The following is a 14,776-nucleotide window of genomic DNA, read 5'->3' as shown; positions in this document are numbered from 1 at the left end:
CTTATCAATTGCCGGCTTTTTCCCTAGTAAATGGGGGGAAATCGGTTGGGGTTCGCTTCGTGCATGAGTTGGTATACGTTATCCACCACATCGTCTACACTCGGTTTGGAAAAATAATCGCCGTCGGAAGAATAGGCCGGGCGGTGTTCCCTGGCCGATAGGGTGATGGGTTTGGAGTCCAGGTAAAAATACGCGTTCTGTTCTTCGATGACCTGCTGCATCATGAAAGCCGAAGCCCCACCCGGTACGTCTTCATCAGCAAAGATTACCCGGTTGGTTTTTTGAATGGATCGGGAAATGACCCCCTGCAAATCGAAGGGAACCAGGGTTTGTACGTCAATAACTTCCACGGAAATGCCAATTTCTTCCAACTGCTGGGCGGCGCTCATCACAATCCGGCACATGGCGCCATAGGTAACGATGGTCACGTCCTCTCCCTCCCGCAAAATTTCGGGTACGCCCAACGCTACTTTAAATTCCCCGATATTTGCTGGCATTTTTTCTTTCAGACGATAACCATTCAATACCTCAATCAGCAAGGCGGGCTCATCCGCTTCCAAAAGTGTATTATACATTCCTGCAGCCTGGGTCATGTTGCGTGGAACACAGACCAGAATGCCCCGCAGACTATTCACTATCATTCCTATGGGCGAACCGGAATGCCATACACCTTCCAGCCTGTGGCCACGGGTACGAATGATGAGGGGTGCTTTTTGCCCTCCTTTTGTCCGGTAATGCAAACAGGCCAGGTCATCCGACAAGGTCATCAAGGCATAAATCAGGTAGTCGAGATACTGAATTTCGGTAATGGGACGCAAGCCTCTCAGTGCAGTACCTATTCCCTGACCGATGATGCTTACTTCCCGAATGCCGGTATCTGTTACCCGCAATTCCCCGTGTTTTGCCTGAAGCCCGGCAAACGCCTGATTCACGTCTCCGATCAATCCAACGTCCTCACCGATGGCAAATACCCGGGGATCCCGGCTAAGCATGGCGTCAAAACAGGCCTTTAAAATCTCCCTTCCATCCACCATGGCAGCATCGGGATCATATACGGCCGGCTGGGGAGCAATCGCCCTGGCATTTTCTGCAGATTCACTGTATTGGTGACTTGAGTACCTTTCGTTATTTAACCGTTGTTGTAATTTGTACCAATCCTGAAGGCTAGCTTTGATCTCCTGCGGCTCATTCCGAACCAAAAGCAAGGCTTTTCGAACGGTCCCGATCACATCCATGCGGATGGGGTTTAGCGTTTGTACCAGGTCCTGCGCCAACTGATTCAATTCCTCGGAGCAAGCACAATGCGTAGCCAGCTCACGTATGAGCGCAACCGCCTCGTCCAATTCCTTTTTTATGGTACTGGTAAACGCCTTCCAGGCCTTGTCCTTGTTTTCTTTAACCAACTGTTTGGCTGACTCGTCAATGCGATCCAGTTCTTTTTTGCTTGCGATCTGATTGGTTAAAATATATTCTCTGAATTTTACCACGCAATCAAAAGCCGCTTCCCAGGCCAGCCGCTCTTTGTTTTTGTACCGCTCGTGGGAGCCGGAAGTGGAATGGCCCTGAGGCTGGGTCATTTCGACCACGTGCACCAATACGGGTACGTGTGCTTCCCTGGCTAATTTTGCTGCCTTGCCGTATACCCGCACCAATTCTTCGTAATCCCAGCCCTTTACTACCAGTATTTCGTAGCCTTTTTCGTTCTGATTGCGCCGAAAGCCCTCCAATGCTTTGGAAATACTTGCCTTGGTAACCTGATACTCGTTGGTTACCGAGATACCGTAGTCATCGTCCCAAACGGATATGACCATGGGCACCTGTAGCACCCCACCTGCATTAAAGGTCTCAAAAAACATTCCTTCTGCGGTAGAAGCATTACCGATGGTACCCCAGGCTACCTCCCTCCCTTTGTTTGAAAAGGTTTTCAAACCGTGGAGTTTTGGGTTCTCCCGGTACAATTTGGACGCGTAAGCCAAGCCCAAAAGTTTGGGCATTTGAGCAGCTGTGGGCGAAATATCGGCCGTGGAGTTTTTAATTTCCATTAGATTTTTCCAGGTACCATCCGGATTTAACGACCGGGTAGCAAAATGCCCATTCATCAGCCTACCGGCGCTCGCAGGTTCGGCATCAACATCCGTGTGCGCGTATAACTGGGCAAAATACTCCTGCAGACCCAACTCTCCCATGGCAAACATCATGGTTTGGTCGCGGTAATAGCCGGATCTGAAATCTCCCGGCTCAAAATACCTCGCCATGGCCACCTGGGCCAGTTCTTTCCCGTCCCCGTAAATGCCAAACTTGGCCTTTCCCATAAACACCTCCTTTCGCACCGTCAATGAGGCATGCCTACTGATCATCACCAGTTTATAGTCCGCCAAAATGCGCTGCTTGTCCAAAAATGCCGTTTTTTCTTCAGTCAACGTGGATAGGGATTCCATATTCATCACTTAAACTGTTTTCAATAATTGGGTTTGCCAACAATCTCAAAAATACACAAATTTTAGAGTTATCCCAATTTATAAGCCGATATAAAATCGATTAAAAAAAATATTATTTTGTTAAACAAACCTAATAAGTATTATTAGCAAATTTTATTCCGAATGGTTTGTGAAAAGCAGGGGTATTTCATGGGAATCTGCACAAATTTAATTTCCTTGCCGATTCCGACCAGGTCGCGGCTAAAGCCAGAGAAAAGCCGGATGATTTCGGCCCATTGAAAATTTCCGGGCAATTTTTTCCCCAGACGCTACACTTAGGCAAACAGGCTGTTTATATTTGTCTCAGACTTTAACCTAACATCTTAGATTATGCGCATTGCCGTCCCCAAAGAAATCAAAAACAACGAAAACCGGGTAGCCCTTACCCCTGCAGGAGCCAAGGAGTTTGTCAAAGAAGGACACGAAGTTTTTGTACAGCAGACTGCCGGAGAGGGCAGTGGATTTAGCGATGAAGCGTATCAGCTAAGCGGAGCGAAAATCTTACCTACCATCGAATCCACCTACGAAGCGGGCGATATGATTCTGAAAGTGAAAGAACCCATCGGGCCGGAATACGCACTCATCAGGGAAAACCAACTCCTTTTTACCTATTTTCACTTTGCTTCCAACGAACCACTTACCCGTGCCATGATTCGCAGCAAGGCGGTATGCCTGGCTTACGAGACGGTGGAGAAACCCGATAGAAGCCTGCCACTTTTGGTACCCATGTCGGAAGTAGCCGGACGGATGGCCGCACAAAAAGGCGCCAATTACCTGGAAAAACCCTTAGGAGGAAGGGGTATCTTGCTTGGCGGCGTGCCGGGAACCCTACCTGCAAAGGTCCTTATTTTGGGTGGAGGCGTGGTAGGAACTCAGGCAGCCTGGATGGCAGCGGGACTGGGGGCAGATGTGATCATTATGGATGTATCCCTACCCCGCATGCGCTACCTCTCAGATGTCATGCCAAAAAATGTCAAAACCATGATGTCCAACGAATACAATATCCGCAAACTGATCGGATCGACTGACTTAATTATCGGTGCGGTTTTGATTCCCGGAGCCAAGGCACCACACCTTATCACACGGGACATGCTTCAGGAAATGCTTCCCGGGACCGTGATGGTAGACGTGGCAGTTGACCAGGGAGGCTGTATCGAAACCTGTGAGCCCACCACTCACGAAAACCCTACCTATACCATCGATGGTGTACTGCATTACTGCGTAGCAAACATGCCGGGAGCCGTTCCCTATACCTCCACCCTGGCTCTGACCAACGCTACACTTCCCTACGCGCTGGCCCTGGCAAAAAACGGCTGGCAAGACGCCTGTTTGCACTATCCGGAGCTCAGGTCCGGACTCAACATTATCAAAGGAGATGTGGTGTACCAGGCAGTGGCCGAAACCTTCGACTTACCCTATGTGCCCGTTAGTTATTACCTCAATCAGCATTAATCCGGCAGTTAAACGGTAACGGCTCCTTTCAAAAACCTGATTAGTATCAGGTTTTTAAACCGTGTCGGTCATGTTTTTTGATCCCTGGCTTCCCGTACTTTGTTTGCTCAAACAAGCAGCTTACGACGATTATGGAGAAGATGTCCCTAATTCAAAAATACAACGTACCGGCCCCCAGGTATACTTCGTATCCTGCAGTTCCGCATTGGAATAATTTCCTAGATCCGATGCGCTGGAAGACGCTCTTTCAACAAGCCTATTCGGAGTTTGGGGAGAAAGAAGGCATGACTTTGTACATACACCTACCTTTTTGCGAAAGCTTATGTACCTACTGCGGCTGCAACAAGCGAATTACACAAAACCACAAGGTGGAACTGCCGTACATTTCTTCCCTTATGAAAGAGTGGAACATGTACCTGGATTGGCTGGATCAAAAACCCAAATTAGCTGGCATCCACCTAGGCGGTGGCACGCCTACTTTCTTTGCTCCAGAAACCCTGAACATTCTTTTGAAGCATCTAGTAAGTACCTCCACCCTCGTAGAAAATCCTTCCTTCAGCTTTGAGGGGCACCCAAATAATACAACGGAAGCACATTTGGAAACCCTGGCACGCCATGGGTTTACACGGGTCAGTTTTGGCATACAGGATTTCGATCCACAGGTGCAGCAAACGATTCACCGGATACAACCTTTCGAAAAAGTAAAGCAGGTAACGGAGAGTAGCCGGCGACTGGGGTACACCTCGGTCAATTTTGACCTGATCTACGGGCTGCCCCACCAAACGCTGGACACACTGAAAGATACCTTCGCAAAGGTACAGGAATTACTGCCGGAGCGAATTGCCTTTTACAGTTACGCACACCTGCCTTCGGCTTTTCCTGCCCAAAAATCGTTTGAAGCTTTCCTACCAAAAGAAGATGAAAAGCGGGCCCTCTACGAGCAGGGAAAAACCTGGCTGGAGGAAATGGGCTACGAAGAAATTGGTATGGATCATTTTGCGCTGCCCGGAGACCCGCTGTTGCAGGCAAAAAAGGACAAAACCCTCCACCGCAACTTCATGGGGTACACTACCTCCCCGTCGAGAATTCTGCTGGGCCTGGGATGCAGCGCAATCAGCGATATTTACCATGCGTACGGCCAAAACGAAAAATCCGTCGAAGCATACAAAAAAAACATCCTTATGGGCGAATTGCCGCTTATCAAGGGGCACGTCCAAACGGAAGAAAACCTAAAAGTCAAGGCCATCATCCTGCAGCTTATTTGCAATCGCTGCGCTTCGTGGACCAATATGGATGAACTTCCGGATGGGCTGCTTGAAAAACTCCTGGATTTTGAAACGGATGGGCTGATCGCGTTTGATCAACAGGGAATGCATATTCTGGACGAAGGAAAACCGTTTGTCCGAAACATTTGCATGGCATTTGACCCCTACATGATTTTGGACAAAAAATCTGCTACTGCCTTTAGTAAAGCTATTTGATTGCCTATCTTCGCTTTTTCAAAAAACCCTTTTTAATGCCCATAAAAGCGATATGTACAGACATCGACGGCACCTTGCTGGATCGAAACCGGGAACTCTCCCCGAGAACCCGCAAAGCTTTTGCCAGCTTGCCTCCTGAATTTCCGGTCATTTTGGCTTCTTCCAGGATGCCTTCTGCCATGATTCATTTGCTGAAAGACCTGCGCCGGGAAAACAATCCCCTCATTTGTTACAACGGTGGTTTCGTACTCCCGGCCTACTCCTCCTCCCAACCACTGCCCATTCGTTCGGTTTGGATACCGGTGGAGGTTTGCCAGCAAATCGCCCAGCTCAGCGAATCCACCAACATCCACCTGAGCCTGTATTCGGAAAATTCCTGGTACGCGCCCAAAATGGACGCCTGGACAGCAAAAGAAGAGCATGCTACCAAAGTCAAAGCCACCTTGCTTGAAAACAGCGCCGTATTGTCACACTGGAAACAGAACCGATCCGGCGCACATAAAGTGATGTGCATGGGTCCGGCCAAGGAAATACAGGCACTGTACGAGGAACTGGACGAACGCTTATCCTCGGTGCTGCACCTGTACCGTTCCAAGGATACCTATCTCGAAATTGCCCCCAAACCCATTTCAAAGGCCACCGGGCTGCGGGAAGTACTGTCAAAGCTGGACATTAAAATGGAAGAGGTCATCGCCTTTGGCGACAACTACAACGATATCGAGCTGCTATCTTCTGTAGGTCTGGGAATAGCCGTGGAAAATGCAGTCCGGGAAGTAAAAGCGGTAGCTCGGGAGATTACCGCCAGTAACACCGCAGATGGCGTAGCCAGGGCCATCGAAAAACACCTGCTTTAAATCAAATAGCCCTCGTCGTCGGAAGTTGCTACCGCTCGATCTAAAAAATCCATAAACGGGCGCATGCATGCAAAAGCTTCCAGCGCCAGAGAGACGTGCCGGCCGGAATCAATCGCATCATCATCCAGCGGCTTGGATACAATAAAACTTTTATACCGCAGGTAGTGAATGTAGGGATGCTCTTTTGGGTAGTCTTTCGGGGAGGTCTTCAATTGTTCTCCCTGCATGTCGCCAAAATATCCGAAAAACGTAGGTTCTTTTACAATGGCTTCAAAATCCTGCCCGGAATAGTCAATTTCCTGCCGTATCTTTTTCAGGATATCGGGTTCAGGCATCCAAATACCTCCTGCTAGAAAACTTTTACCGGGTTCCAAATGCAGGTAATACCCCGGCCCTTCAGATTTCTTCCCACCTATAGCAAAATAGGCCGACATATTGGTTTTGTAAGGCAGCTTATTGGGGGAAAAACGAATGTCCCGATTTTGACGAAAGAGGCAGTCCTTGGGGCGTAAGCTGGCAAATTCAGGCTGATTGGCACTTAACCCAGCCAAAATCACCGCTGCATCGGCTTCCAATACCTGTTTCGCCTGAAGAAAGAGCTTCCGGTTGGCATCCATCCACTCTTTGGAATTGTTCGCCGACAATTCCCGAAGAAAATTCATTAGTATATGCGCATTCATACTGGTAAAACCGCGTCCTGTACCAAATGTTATAACCTGGTCGAAAGGTACGCAGGCCTGCGTACTTATGGAGAAAATATATTCCTTTTTTTTGCTAATGGGTTACCCGGAGAGCGATGCACCGACAATACCGTCTCAACTGCCAATTTACTGACATCGCCCCGGCCTATCGGGGAGCTTTTTGCGCAAAGGTATAAATGATATGCACCCGTTCAGACAGGGTTTGTTCCCCCGGTTGTAGCGTAGGAGGCACGGCTGCATCCGCGGCCTCCATCCGCATCCCCTTGGCCCGGTAGACTACCGGATCAAAAGATTGACCACCCTGATAGCTGACCCGATGCACAACGATCTCATTGATGTCAAGCGCTGTGGCGATCGCCTCTCCTTTCACGCGCGCATCCGCAATGGCTAGTTTTACCAGTTCCTCACCGTAACGTTTCTTTTTTTCAGCGGATAGCTGATAGGCGATCTGAAACTCCAGATCGGTAGATCCATGCAATACCTGAACGATCGAAAGTAACTTTTCGCCCGTATCCCGAACAAGAATTTTTAGGGTTTGACTGGCTACGTAGCCACTATCCCTGGAACTCCCCTTAACGTAGACCCGATTCACGTTTACGTAGTAGTTTTCGGCGGTCAATTCGTAGCCCCTCAACCCGGAATTTTCCAGTGCAGCCGTCACTTCTTCTGCCTTTTTATTTAATTCAGCGGTCGCCTTAGCGGTTTCCATGGCGGTTGCACGTAACATGACGGTCAGTAGGGCCTGATCTGGCATTACCTGAATCTCACTCTGCCCCTCGACGGAAATCTGAGGCAACTCCTGGGAAATCGCCTGAAATAAAGGGCCAACCAGGGCAAGCGCAAAAAACAAAAGGGAAGTTTTCATACAGGCTGCAGTTTTTAAGTAACGATCACCTCCCTTTGTACGAGTAGGGGTGCAGAAATGTTCCTTCAAAACCCGGGCCATACGGCTCACGTATGCTCCCGAAAAACAAATTCTTTCCCAGCGACTATCTCCTCCTCACGAATGGTATGCAAGGCGTCATCGAATCCGAGAACCTTCACCACGGCCCCCATCTGGGATAGGCGTTCACCAGACAACCGAATACGGTTCATGGGCACGTGAATATCCCGTTCACTCGCACCGATAAAAATAGGCGTACCGGCCAGATCCCCCTGGTATTTTTCCTCCGGAAGGTATTTGCCAATCAAGCCTCCCGTGAATGCGCAAACACCACCATAAAACCGGGGATACCGTGCCACGTACTCCAATGCAAGACAAGCCCCCTGAGAAAAACCGATAAAGTAAATGCTGGAGGAAGGCTGGCCCTCAGCCTGCACGGAAGCGACCAGGGCATGGATCCCTTCCAGGGATTGCTGCAAAAACGGTTCGTTATCCGACTCGTCTACCATAAACCCATACGGATACCAGGTATTGCCCGGAGCCTGGGGAATCAGAAAGGCAAATTCCGGGAGATCCAATGCTGCCAAAAGCGGTTTCATACCGAAAGCGGTTCCGCCCCTTCCATGCAAAACAATGGCGACATCCCTTGCACGGCTGCGGTCAGTGCCGGTCTGTATCAGTTGGTCCATGGTTCTTGATAGTTTACCCGAATGGGCTTCAATTTACTTTCAATCTGCTCGCGCTGTGGGGCCACCCAGTCCGGCAACATCAGCCGTGTTCCCAGGGATTCCAAAGGTTCGTCTATTGCAAAACCTGGGGAGTCGGTCGCTACCTCGAATAGCAGGCCGCCCGGCTCGCGGAAATAAATGGACTTAAAATAACTTCGGTCTTTCACTTCGGTGACGGGCACCCCCTGATTCTGCAAATGGCGCTGTATTTCCACTTGCTGCTCCATGGTAGCCGTCCGAAAGGCGATGTGATGGACAGAACCGGCGCTCTGTATGGACCGATCCGGAGGGTCCTGCACCACCAGGTCGATTGCCTCGCCAGGCTTTCCCTCAATTCCATAGCGGAAACGTTTTCCGGGCAGCGCTTGCTCAAACCGGTAATTCAACACCTGCGTCAATAACGCAGCAGTGGGCTCAGGATCACGGAGGTTTAGCGTTGCTCCAGCGATTCCGCGAATGGCATGCTCCTCAGGAACGCTCGCGCCCGCCCAGCCGGTTCGCGCATCCTGCGTCACTGCCAGCAGCTCGATCCCCATCCCATCCGGATCGGTGAAACGTATCACTTCCTCTCCAAAACGCTGCAACGTATCCGAGACCGGAATCCCAAACCCCTTCAATCGCTTTCGCCAAAACGGAATGGATTCCTTGGGGATGGAAAGTGCCGTAAAGGTTAATTCGCCCATCCCTCGTTTACCCTTTGACGCTCCACTGAATGGAAAAAAGGTGAGGATCGTACCCGGGCTTCCTCTTTCGTCTCCAAAATAAAAATGGTACACATCCGGCGCATCAAAATTGATGGTCTTCTTCACCAACCTCAATCCCAGCACGCGGGTGTAAAAATCTACATTCCGCTGCGGGTCCGAAGCGATTGCGGTGATGTGGTGGATGCCAGATATCGGCTGAATCATGACTTATGGGTTTTATTCCGGACTCCCGAATACCGGGAGTCCGGATTGGATTATTGTTTGACCAGCTGAATGCTGGCAAAGATTTTAACTTCGTCTCCAACGACGACGCTGCCCGCTTCCGTAACCGCCGACCAGGTCAGTCCGAAGGCTTTTCTGGAGAGTTTGCCTTCTAGCTCAAAGCCGGCCTTTGTCTGCCCGTAGGGATCCTGAGCGATGCCTCCAATGTCCGCTTTCAGCGAGATGGGATGCGTGGTACCCCGAATGGTCAGGTCACCGTTGACGACCCATTCCCCCTCCTTTTTTTCCAGCTTTCCCTTGCTGAAAGTGAGCTCCGGATGGTTTGCGGCGTCAAAAAAGTCGGCTGACTTCAAATGGGCATCCCGGTCCTTTTGGTTGGTATCAATGCTGTCTACGGCTGCCGAAAAGGCAATGCTAGTATTGGAGAAATCATCCGAATCGCTCTCTGCTTCTCCTTTGAATTCACGAAAATAACCGGTAACGGTAGAAATAACAAGGTGCTTTACCTTGAACGCTACTTCCGAATGGGTGGGATCGATGATCCATTTTGCTTTACTCATCTTTTTAAAATTTAGTATTTGTTGGAATTGATTTATATATTAATACATTAAATGTATATACATTTATTTAGGTAAATTTTTTTACCCACGCAATTTGTCGAGAAGTTCGTTGAGTGTTTCTACTTCTGCTTCTGTCAAGTGAAGGGTGTCTTTATTGAATTTTTTTACTTCTTCTTCCAACTCCTTCAAAACGGCCAGCCCTTTTTCTGTGATGGTGATATCTACCTGTCGCCGATCTTCGGCACATTCTGTCCGGTTCACCATACCTTTTACCTTTAACTTCTCCACCAGCCGGGAAGCATTACTCATTTTGTTAAGCATCCGGTCTTGTATAGACGATACCGTGATCGGGCTGGGGTGCTGTCCCCGTAAGATGCGGAGCACGTTGTACTGCTCGGGAGATAAGTCAAAGGGCTTAAAAATTTTGCTCTGTCGGGTAACCAGGTAACTGTGGGTATACAGCAGGTTGACCACCGCTTTGTTGTAAACATCTTTGAATGGCTTTTGCCTAATCTCCTCTTCAATTTTCATTTAATTTCGATTGTATTTAATGTATAGACATTAATAGTGATCAAAAAGTTCAGGATGCAGCGCTTTTTTTTCAATTTTTTCTTTACCCCTCAGCGTAGCGGTTGAAAACCACCCTTAGGTTCGCAGGATATCCATGGTTTTTGCTTTTAAAATACTGGTGCTATTGATCCAGCCCAAAATCACCGTAAGGAGGGTGATCAGGAAAAAAACCAGGGCTAAGGGGCCCCATTCCATGCGAAAGGATATCTCAAATACGTACCGGGTTAGCAGAAAAGCCGCCAGTACCGATAGCAGGATACCACCCCCGGCAGCCAACCCTCCGAGGAACAAGTATTCCAGCGCGTTAATTCTTAGTAACGTATTGCGGCTGGCGCCGATGGTACGCAGCAGGATATTTTCCCGAATCCGTTGAAATTTGCTAATCAACAGCGAACTAATCAGCACCAACACACCCGTGAGTATACTAAACAAGGCCATGAATTGGATAACAAAGCTAATTTTTCCTAGAATATCCTCAAGGGTTTCTACGATCATGCTGAGGTTTACGACCGAAACATTGGGGAATTGACGCACGATGAGATTTTGCAGGTCTGCGGATTCCTGATCGTTTTTGGTACGGGTGATCAACACGTGAAACTTGGGGGCATTGTCCAGTACCCTGTCCGGGAAAACCACAAGGAAATTCGTTGATACCCGCCGAAAATTCACTTTCCGAAAGCTCCCCACATAGGTAGTAAGCGGCCTTCCCTGCACGTTGAATACCACCTCATCCCCTAGGGAAACATTGTTTCTCTCGGCGTAGCCTTCTTCCATGGAAACAAAAATGCTGTCGCTTTTTCCGAATGGCACCAACTTTCCAGCGGTCAACTCTTCCGTGGCGATCAGGGTATCGCGGTAAGTGACCCGAAATTCCCGGTTGTACATCGAATTGGACCGTCGTTCTTCTTCCTCCAGTTCCTCATTGTCTTGTTTGGTGAGACCGTTAACCTCTGCTACCCCCATGGTCACGATAGGGACATGTTGCAGCACGGGCAGCCCTTCCGCCGCCAGTACCGCTTTCATGCTGTCTACCTGATGGGTTTGTATGTCAAAGAACAGCATGTTTGGCTGATCTTCCTTATCCGCAAAGCGCACCTCATCGAGTAGCTGATCCTGAATAAAAAAGAGCGTACCGATCATGGCCGTTCCCAGGCCGATGGTCGCCAACAGAGAAACGGTTTGGTTATTGGGTCGGTAAAGGTTGGACAAGGCCTGTCGGACGGGGTAGTTCAGGGAGATGGGTAAAAATTTCCGAATGGCCTTCATAATCCCTACGGCCAATAGCCACAAGGATCCAAAGGCAAACACCACAAATCCCGTAAACCAAAACGTTTGGTCCCACTCTTCCAGCAGGTAATAGCTGAATCCCAGAATAAACAACAAAATAGCCAACAGCACCATCCAGCGAAGCGGATCTTTTCCAAAACCGGCGGCAGGATCGTCTGGTCGCAGCGTCATCATGGGAGAAACCTTCCGGACTTTCAGCAGTGGGATCAAGGCAAACAACACCGATATCAACACCCCGGTAATGGTACCCATCGCCACCGCTCTCCAGGAAACCTGCACCGTTACTTCCACTGGGAGGAAGTCACTAAACACAAGTGGCAGCAAAAACTGCAGAAAAGCGCCGGCGGTCGCACCCAGGAGGGAACCAAAGAGTCCCATGATAAAAATCTGTACCAGGTACACAAATACGATTTCCTTTGCGCGTACGCCCAGGCAGCGCAATACCGCGACCGAGGGCAATTTTTCCTTTACGAAGACATTGATGGCGCTCCCCACTCCCACGCATCCCAGGAGGACGGCGATAAATGCCACCAATACCAGGAAGTTTGACAGGTTTTGAAACGACCTTCCCGTGGACTCCTTTTGGGACTGCACCGTTTCGAGCCTGACTTTATCCTCTTCCCAGGATTCTTTTTTTTCGGTAATTAGAGCTTCCAGGTCAAATTCTTCTGGAAATTGGAAATAATGCACGTAATTGACGCGGCTGCCGTACTGTACCAGGCCCGAGGCTTCCAATTGGTCCATGGGAATGTAGACAGCAGGTGCCACGGTGGCGGTAATGCCGTTTTGCCCGGGAACCTTTTGCAAGGCGCCAACGATTTCCAGGGTAACATTGCCCACTTTAATGCGGTCCCCCACGCTGGCTCCGAACTGGGCCAGGAGGGTTTTTTCAACCAGGGCGCGTTTCCCTCCCTTTCGGAATTCCCCGTCACCTGCAGCAGGTAGGGTTTCCAGACTTCCATAAAACGGAAAATCTCCCTCCAGGGCACGCACCTGGGTTAGCCTGCTTTCGCCTACTTTGGGAAAATAGACCATGGAGGCAAAATTCACCTCCAGGGCCCGCCTTGCGGCCCGGTCTTCAAGGTCGGGAAACTCAATGGGCTGGTTCTTTTCCAGGGACAAATCTGCTCCAAGCAATTCCTTGGCCTGCTCGTCAATGTCTTTACTAAGGTTATCACCAAAGGAGGTCACGGCTACCAACGCGGCGATCCCGGTCACAATAGCGGATACAAAAAGAATGAGTCTTCCTCCCGTTTTTCGCAGGTCTCGTTTGGCCATCAACAGGGACCATTTCCAATCAACCATTGAGCGCCTCCTGTAATTTACCACCTTTAATATGAATGGACTGATGGGTCCGGGCGGCCAATTCCAAATCGTGGGTAACCAAAATCAAGGTGGTCCCTTCTTCCTCGTTCAGTTTAAAAATCAAATTTTCCACCATTTCTCCCGTTTCGGTATCCAGGTTGCCGGTCGGTTCGTCAGCAAACAGAATCTTCGGTTCGTTGGCAAAGGCCCGGGCGATGGAAACCCGTTGTTGCTCGCCCCCTGAAAGCTGGTTGGGATAATGCGTAACCCGGTCTTCCAGGCCGACTTTTCGCAACAGTTCCAGGGCTTTTTCCCGGGCATCTTTCCGTTTCTTTAATTCCAATGGAACCATGACGTTTTCCAGGGCTGTAAGGGTCTGTAGGAGTTGAAAATTCTGAAAAATAAATCCCACCAATTGGTTCCGTACGCCGGCGCGTTGGTCTTCAGTCAGGGTTTCCAATGCCTGCCCGTCCAAAACTACGGATCCAGAACTGGCCACATCCAATCCTGCGCAGAGTCCCAGAAGTGTGGTTTTTCCGCTTCCGGAGGGGCCCACGATCGAAAGGGTTTCCCCCAATGCCACTTCAAAATTCACCTCGTCCAATACGGTAAGCTCCCGGTTGCCACTTCGGTAATTTTTCGTCAGATTTTCAACTTTCAATACATTCATATACTTCAAATAAAAATACTTATCCCCTGTTAACAAAAACAATAGTGAATTAAGTTTAGTAATTTTGATAAATGAACGCTAATTTCTTGTCAAATTTACTATTCATGAAAGGTATCCATCGATTAATTCTGATTGTACTGCCGGTATTCCTGGTGCTTTCCTGTAGTCAAAAACAACCGGAGAAACAAGAGACCGAAAATACCGAAGCCAGCCAGCAGGCAGAAACCGCTGTAAAAACGATTTTATTTTTTGGAAATAGCCTTACTGCGGGGTACGGGATTGACGAAGAAGATGCCTTTCCTGCCTTGATCCAGGATCGGATCGATAGTCTTGGGATGGATTACCGCGTCATCAATGCCGGATTAAGCGGCGAGACCACGGCGAGCGGATTGAGTCGTCTGGATTGGTTTCTGGAGGAGCAGCCGGACCTGTTTATCCTCGAACTGGGTGGAAACGACGGCCTGCGGGGGATATCGCTGGAAGAAACCCGAAAAAACCTGAGGGGCATTATTTCACAGGTACGCGAAAAATACGCCGAGACCCAAATTGTACTGGCCGGCATGCAAATCCCGCCAAACATGGGTACCGAGTACGCTGCAGATTTCCGGAGTATGTACGCCCAAATCGCGGAAGAGACCGGTGTAGCCCTGATTCCATTTCTCCTGGAAGGTGTAGCCGGGGACCCCGAATTAAATTTACCGGATGGCATACATCCCACGGAGGAGGGGCACCTGCTCGTAGCGGAAACCGTTTGGCAATACCTGCAACCTTTGCTGTAGACAGGCGTTGCCGAATAGCCCGATTTCGGTTCCTCCGGTATTCCGGGTCAGAACGACAATTCGTTTTTTATTTTAAGAAAATTATCTTACTTTTTGAAAAATT

At 49.4% G+C, this 14,776-nt stretch carries 13 protein-coding genes; 4 read left to right on the top strand and 9 right to left on the bottom strand.

The annotated features are described in order from the left end of the window. Positions 1 to 23 precede the first annotated feature (23 nt). Positions 24 to 2,438 carry an alpha-ketoacid dehydrogenase subunit alpha/beta gene (locus BMW71_RS12235; protein ID WP_092174886.1) on the bottom strand — a complete coding sequence of 805 codons (2,415 nt, stop codon included), beginning with the start codon at positions 2,436 to 2,438 and terminating at the stop codon, positions 24 to 26. 369 nt (positions 2,439 to 2,807) lie between these two features. Between BMW71_RS12235 and ald the strand changes: the two genes are divergently transcribed. The 3 genes from ald to BMW71_RS12220 all read left to right on the top strand — a co-directional run bounded on the left by ald (position 2,808) and on the right by BMW71_RS12220 (position 6,264). Then, positions 2,808 to 3,929: an alanine dehydrogenase gene (ald, locus tag BMW71_RS12230; protein WP_092174192.1), complete on the top strand. Its 1,122-nt coding sequence runs from the start codon at positions 2,808 to 2,810 to the stop codon at positions 3,927 to 3,929. 131 nt (positions 3,930 to 4,060) lie between these two features. Beyond that, on the top strand, positions 4,061 to 5,410 hold the full coding sequence (gene hemN, locus BMW71_RS12225; RefSeq protein WP_092174189.1) for an oxygen-independent coproporphyrinogen III oxidase: 1,350 nt from the start codon (positions 4,061 to 4,063) through the stop codon (positions 5,408 to 5,410). A gap of 35 nt (positions 5,411 to 5,445) precedes the next feature. After that, positions 5,446 to 6,264: a Cof-type HAD-IIB family hydrolase gene (locus BMW71_RS12220; protein ID WP_092174883.1), complete on the top strand. Its 819-nt coding sequence runs from the start codon at positions 5,446 to 5,448 to the stop codon at positions 6,262 to 6,264. Here the strand turns inward: BMW71_RS12220 and BMW71_RS12215 are convergent. The 8 genes from BMW71_RS12215 to BMW71_RS12180 form a co-directional block, all read right to left on the bottom strand. Beyond that, positions 6,261 to 6,944: a DUF2461 domain-containing protein gene (locus BMW71_RS12215; RefSeq protein WP_092174186.1), complete on the bottom strand. Its 684-nt coding sequence runs from the start codon at positions 6,942 to 6,944 to the stop codon at positions 6,261 to 6,263. The two genes, BMW71_RS12220 and BMW71_RS12215, sit on opposite strands and share 4 nt — an antisense overlap. Before the next feature lie 166 nt (positions 6,945 to 7,110). After that, on the bottom strand, positions 7,111 to 7,830 hold the full coding sequence (locus BMW71_RS12210) for an SIMPL domain-containing protein (protein ID WP_177179628.1): 720 nt from the start codon (positions 7,828 to 7,830) through the stop codon (positions 7,111 to 7,113). An 86-nt stretch (positions 7,831 to 7,916) separates the two neighbouring features. Next, positions 7,917 to 8,537, bottom strand: a complete 621-nt coding sequence (locus BMW71_RS12205; RefSeq protein WP_092174180.1) for an alpha/beta hydrolase — start codon at positions 8,535 to 8,537, stop codon at positions 7,917 to 7,919. After that, positions 8,525 to 9,484 (bottom strand): ring-cleaving dioxygenase, encoded by a 960-nt coding sequence (locus BMW71_RS12200; RefSeq protein ID WP_092174177.1) that lies wholly within the window; start codon positions 9,482 to 9,484, stop codon positions 8,525 to 8,527. The genes BMW71_RS12205 and BMW71_RS12200 overlap by 13 nt, the downstream gene beginning before the upstream one ends. A gap of 50 nt (positions 9,485 to 9,534) precedes the next feature. Then, positions 9,535 to 10,062 carry a YceI family protein gene (locus BMW71_RS12195; RefSeq protein ID WP_092174174.1) on the bottom strand — a complete coding sequence of 176 codons (528 nt, stop codon included), beginning with the start codon at positions 10,060 to 10,062 and terminating at the stop codon, positions 9,535 to 9,537. 81 nt (positions 10,063 to 10,143) lie between these two features. Continuing rightward, on the bottom strand, positions 10,144 to 10,593 hold the full coding sequence (locus BMW71_RS12190) for a MarR family winged helix-turn-helix transcriptional regulator (protein WP_092174171.1): 450 nt from the start codon (positions 10,591 to 10,593) through the stop codon (positions 10,144 to 10,146). A gap of 114 nt (positions 10,594 to 10,707) precedes the next feature. Then, on the bottom strand, positions 10,708 to 13,224 hold the full coding sequence (locus tag BMW71_RS12185; RefSeq protein ID WP_092174169.1) for an ABC transporter permease: 2,517 nt from the start codon (positions 13,222 to 13,224) through the stop codon (positions 10,708 to 10,710). Further along, complete coding sequence (locus tag BMW71_RS12180; protein WP_092174166.1) at positions 13,217 to 13,894, bottom strand: ABC transporter ATP-binding protein; 678 nt, start codon at positions 13,892 to 13,894, stop codon at positions 13,217 to 13,219. Before BMW71_RS12180 ends, BMW71_RS12185 begins: the two co-directional genes overlap by 8 nt. A 104-nt stretch (positions 13,895 to 13,998) precedes the next feature. Between BMW71_RS12180 and BMW71_RS12175 the strand changes: the two genes are divergently transcribed. Then, entirely contained in the window at positions 13,999 to 14,673 is a 675-nt protein-coding gene (locus BMW71_RS12175; RefSeq protein ID WP_092174163.1) for an arylesterase, read from the top strand. The last annotated feature ends 103 nt before the right edge of the window (positions 14,674 to 14,776 follow it).

The organism is Cyclobacterium xiamenense (genome assembly GCF_900109255.1).
Lineage (GTDB): Bacteria > Bacteroidota > Bacteroidia > Cytophagales > Cyclobacteriaceae > Cyclobacterium > Cyclobacterium xiamenense.
The sequence above is the reverse complement of the archived record's forward strand: the minus strand, read 5'-3'. Positions and strand labels throughout refer to the sequence as shown.

Coding starts and splice junctions, on each gene's coding strand:
- BMW71_RS12180 (WP_092174166.1), bottom strand. CDS start 13,894: ATGAATGTATTGAAAGTTGAAAATCTGACGAAAAATTACCGAAGTGGC.
- BMW71_RS12195 (WP_092174174.1), bottom strand. CDS start 10,062: ATGAGTAAAGCAAAATGGATCATCGATCCCACCCATTCGGAAGTAGCG.
- BMW71_RS12205 (WP_092174180.1), bottom strand. CDS start 8,537: ATGGACCAACTGATACAGACCGGCACTGACCGCAGCCGTGCAAGGGAT.
- BMW71_RS12220 (WP_092174883.1), top strand. CDS start 5,446: ATGCCCATAAAAGCGATATGTACAGACATCGACGGCACCTTGCTGGAT.
- BMW71_RS12175 (WP_092174163.1), top strand. CDS start 13,999: ATGAAAGGTATCCATCGATTAATTCTGATTGTACTGCCGGTATTCCTG.
- ald (WP_092174192.1), top strand. CDS start 2,808: ATGCGCATTGCCGTCCCCAAAGAAATCAAAAACAACGAAAACCGGGTA.
- BMW71_RS12235 (WP_092174886.1), bottom strand. CDS start 2,438: ATGGAATCCCTATCCACGTTGACTGAAGAAAAAACGGCATTTTTGGAC.
- BMW71_RS12215 (WP_092174186.1), bottom strand. CDS start 6,944: ATGAATGCGCATATACTAATGAATTTTCTTCGGGAATTGTCGGCGAAC.
- BMW71_RS12190 (WP_092174171.1), bottom strand. CDS start 10,593: ATGAAAATTGAAGAGGAGATTAGGCAAAAGCCATTCAAAGATGTTTAC.
- BMW71_RS12210 (WP_177179628.1), bottom strand. CDS start 7,830: ATGAAAACTTCCCTTTTGTTTTTTGCGCTTGCCCTGGTTGGCCCTTTA.
- hemN (WP_092174189.1), top strand. CDS start 4,061: ATGGAGAAGATGTCCCTAATTCAAAAATACAACGTACCGGCCCCCAGG.
- BMW71_RS12200 (WP_092174177.1), bottom strand. CDS start 9,484: ATGATTCAGCCGATATCTGGCATCCACCACATCACCGCAATCGCTTCG.
- BMW71_RS12185 (WP_092174169.1), bottom strand. CDS start 13,224: ATGGTTGATTGGAAATGGTCCCTGTTGATGGCCAAACGAGACCTGCGA.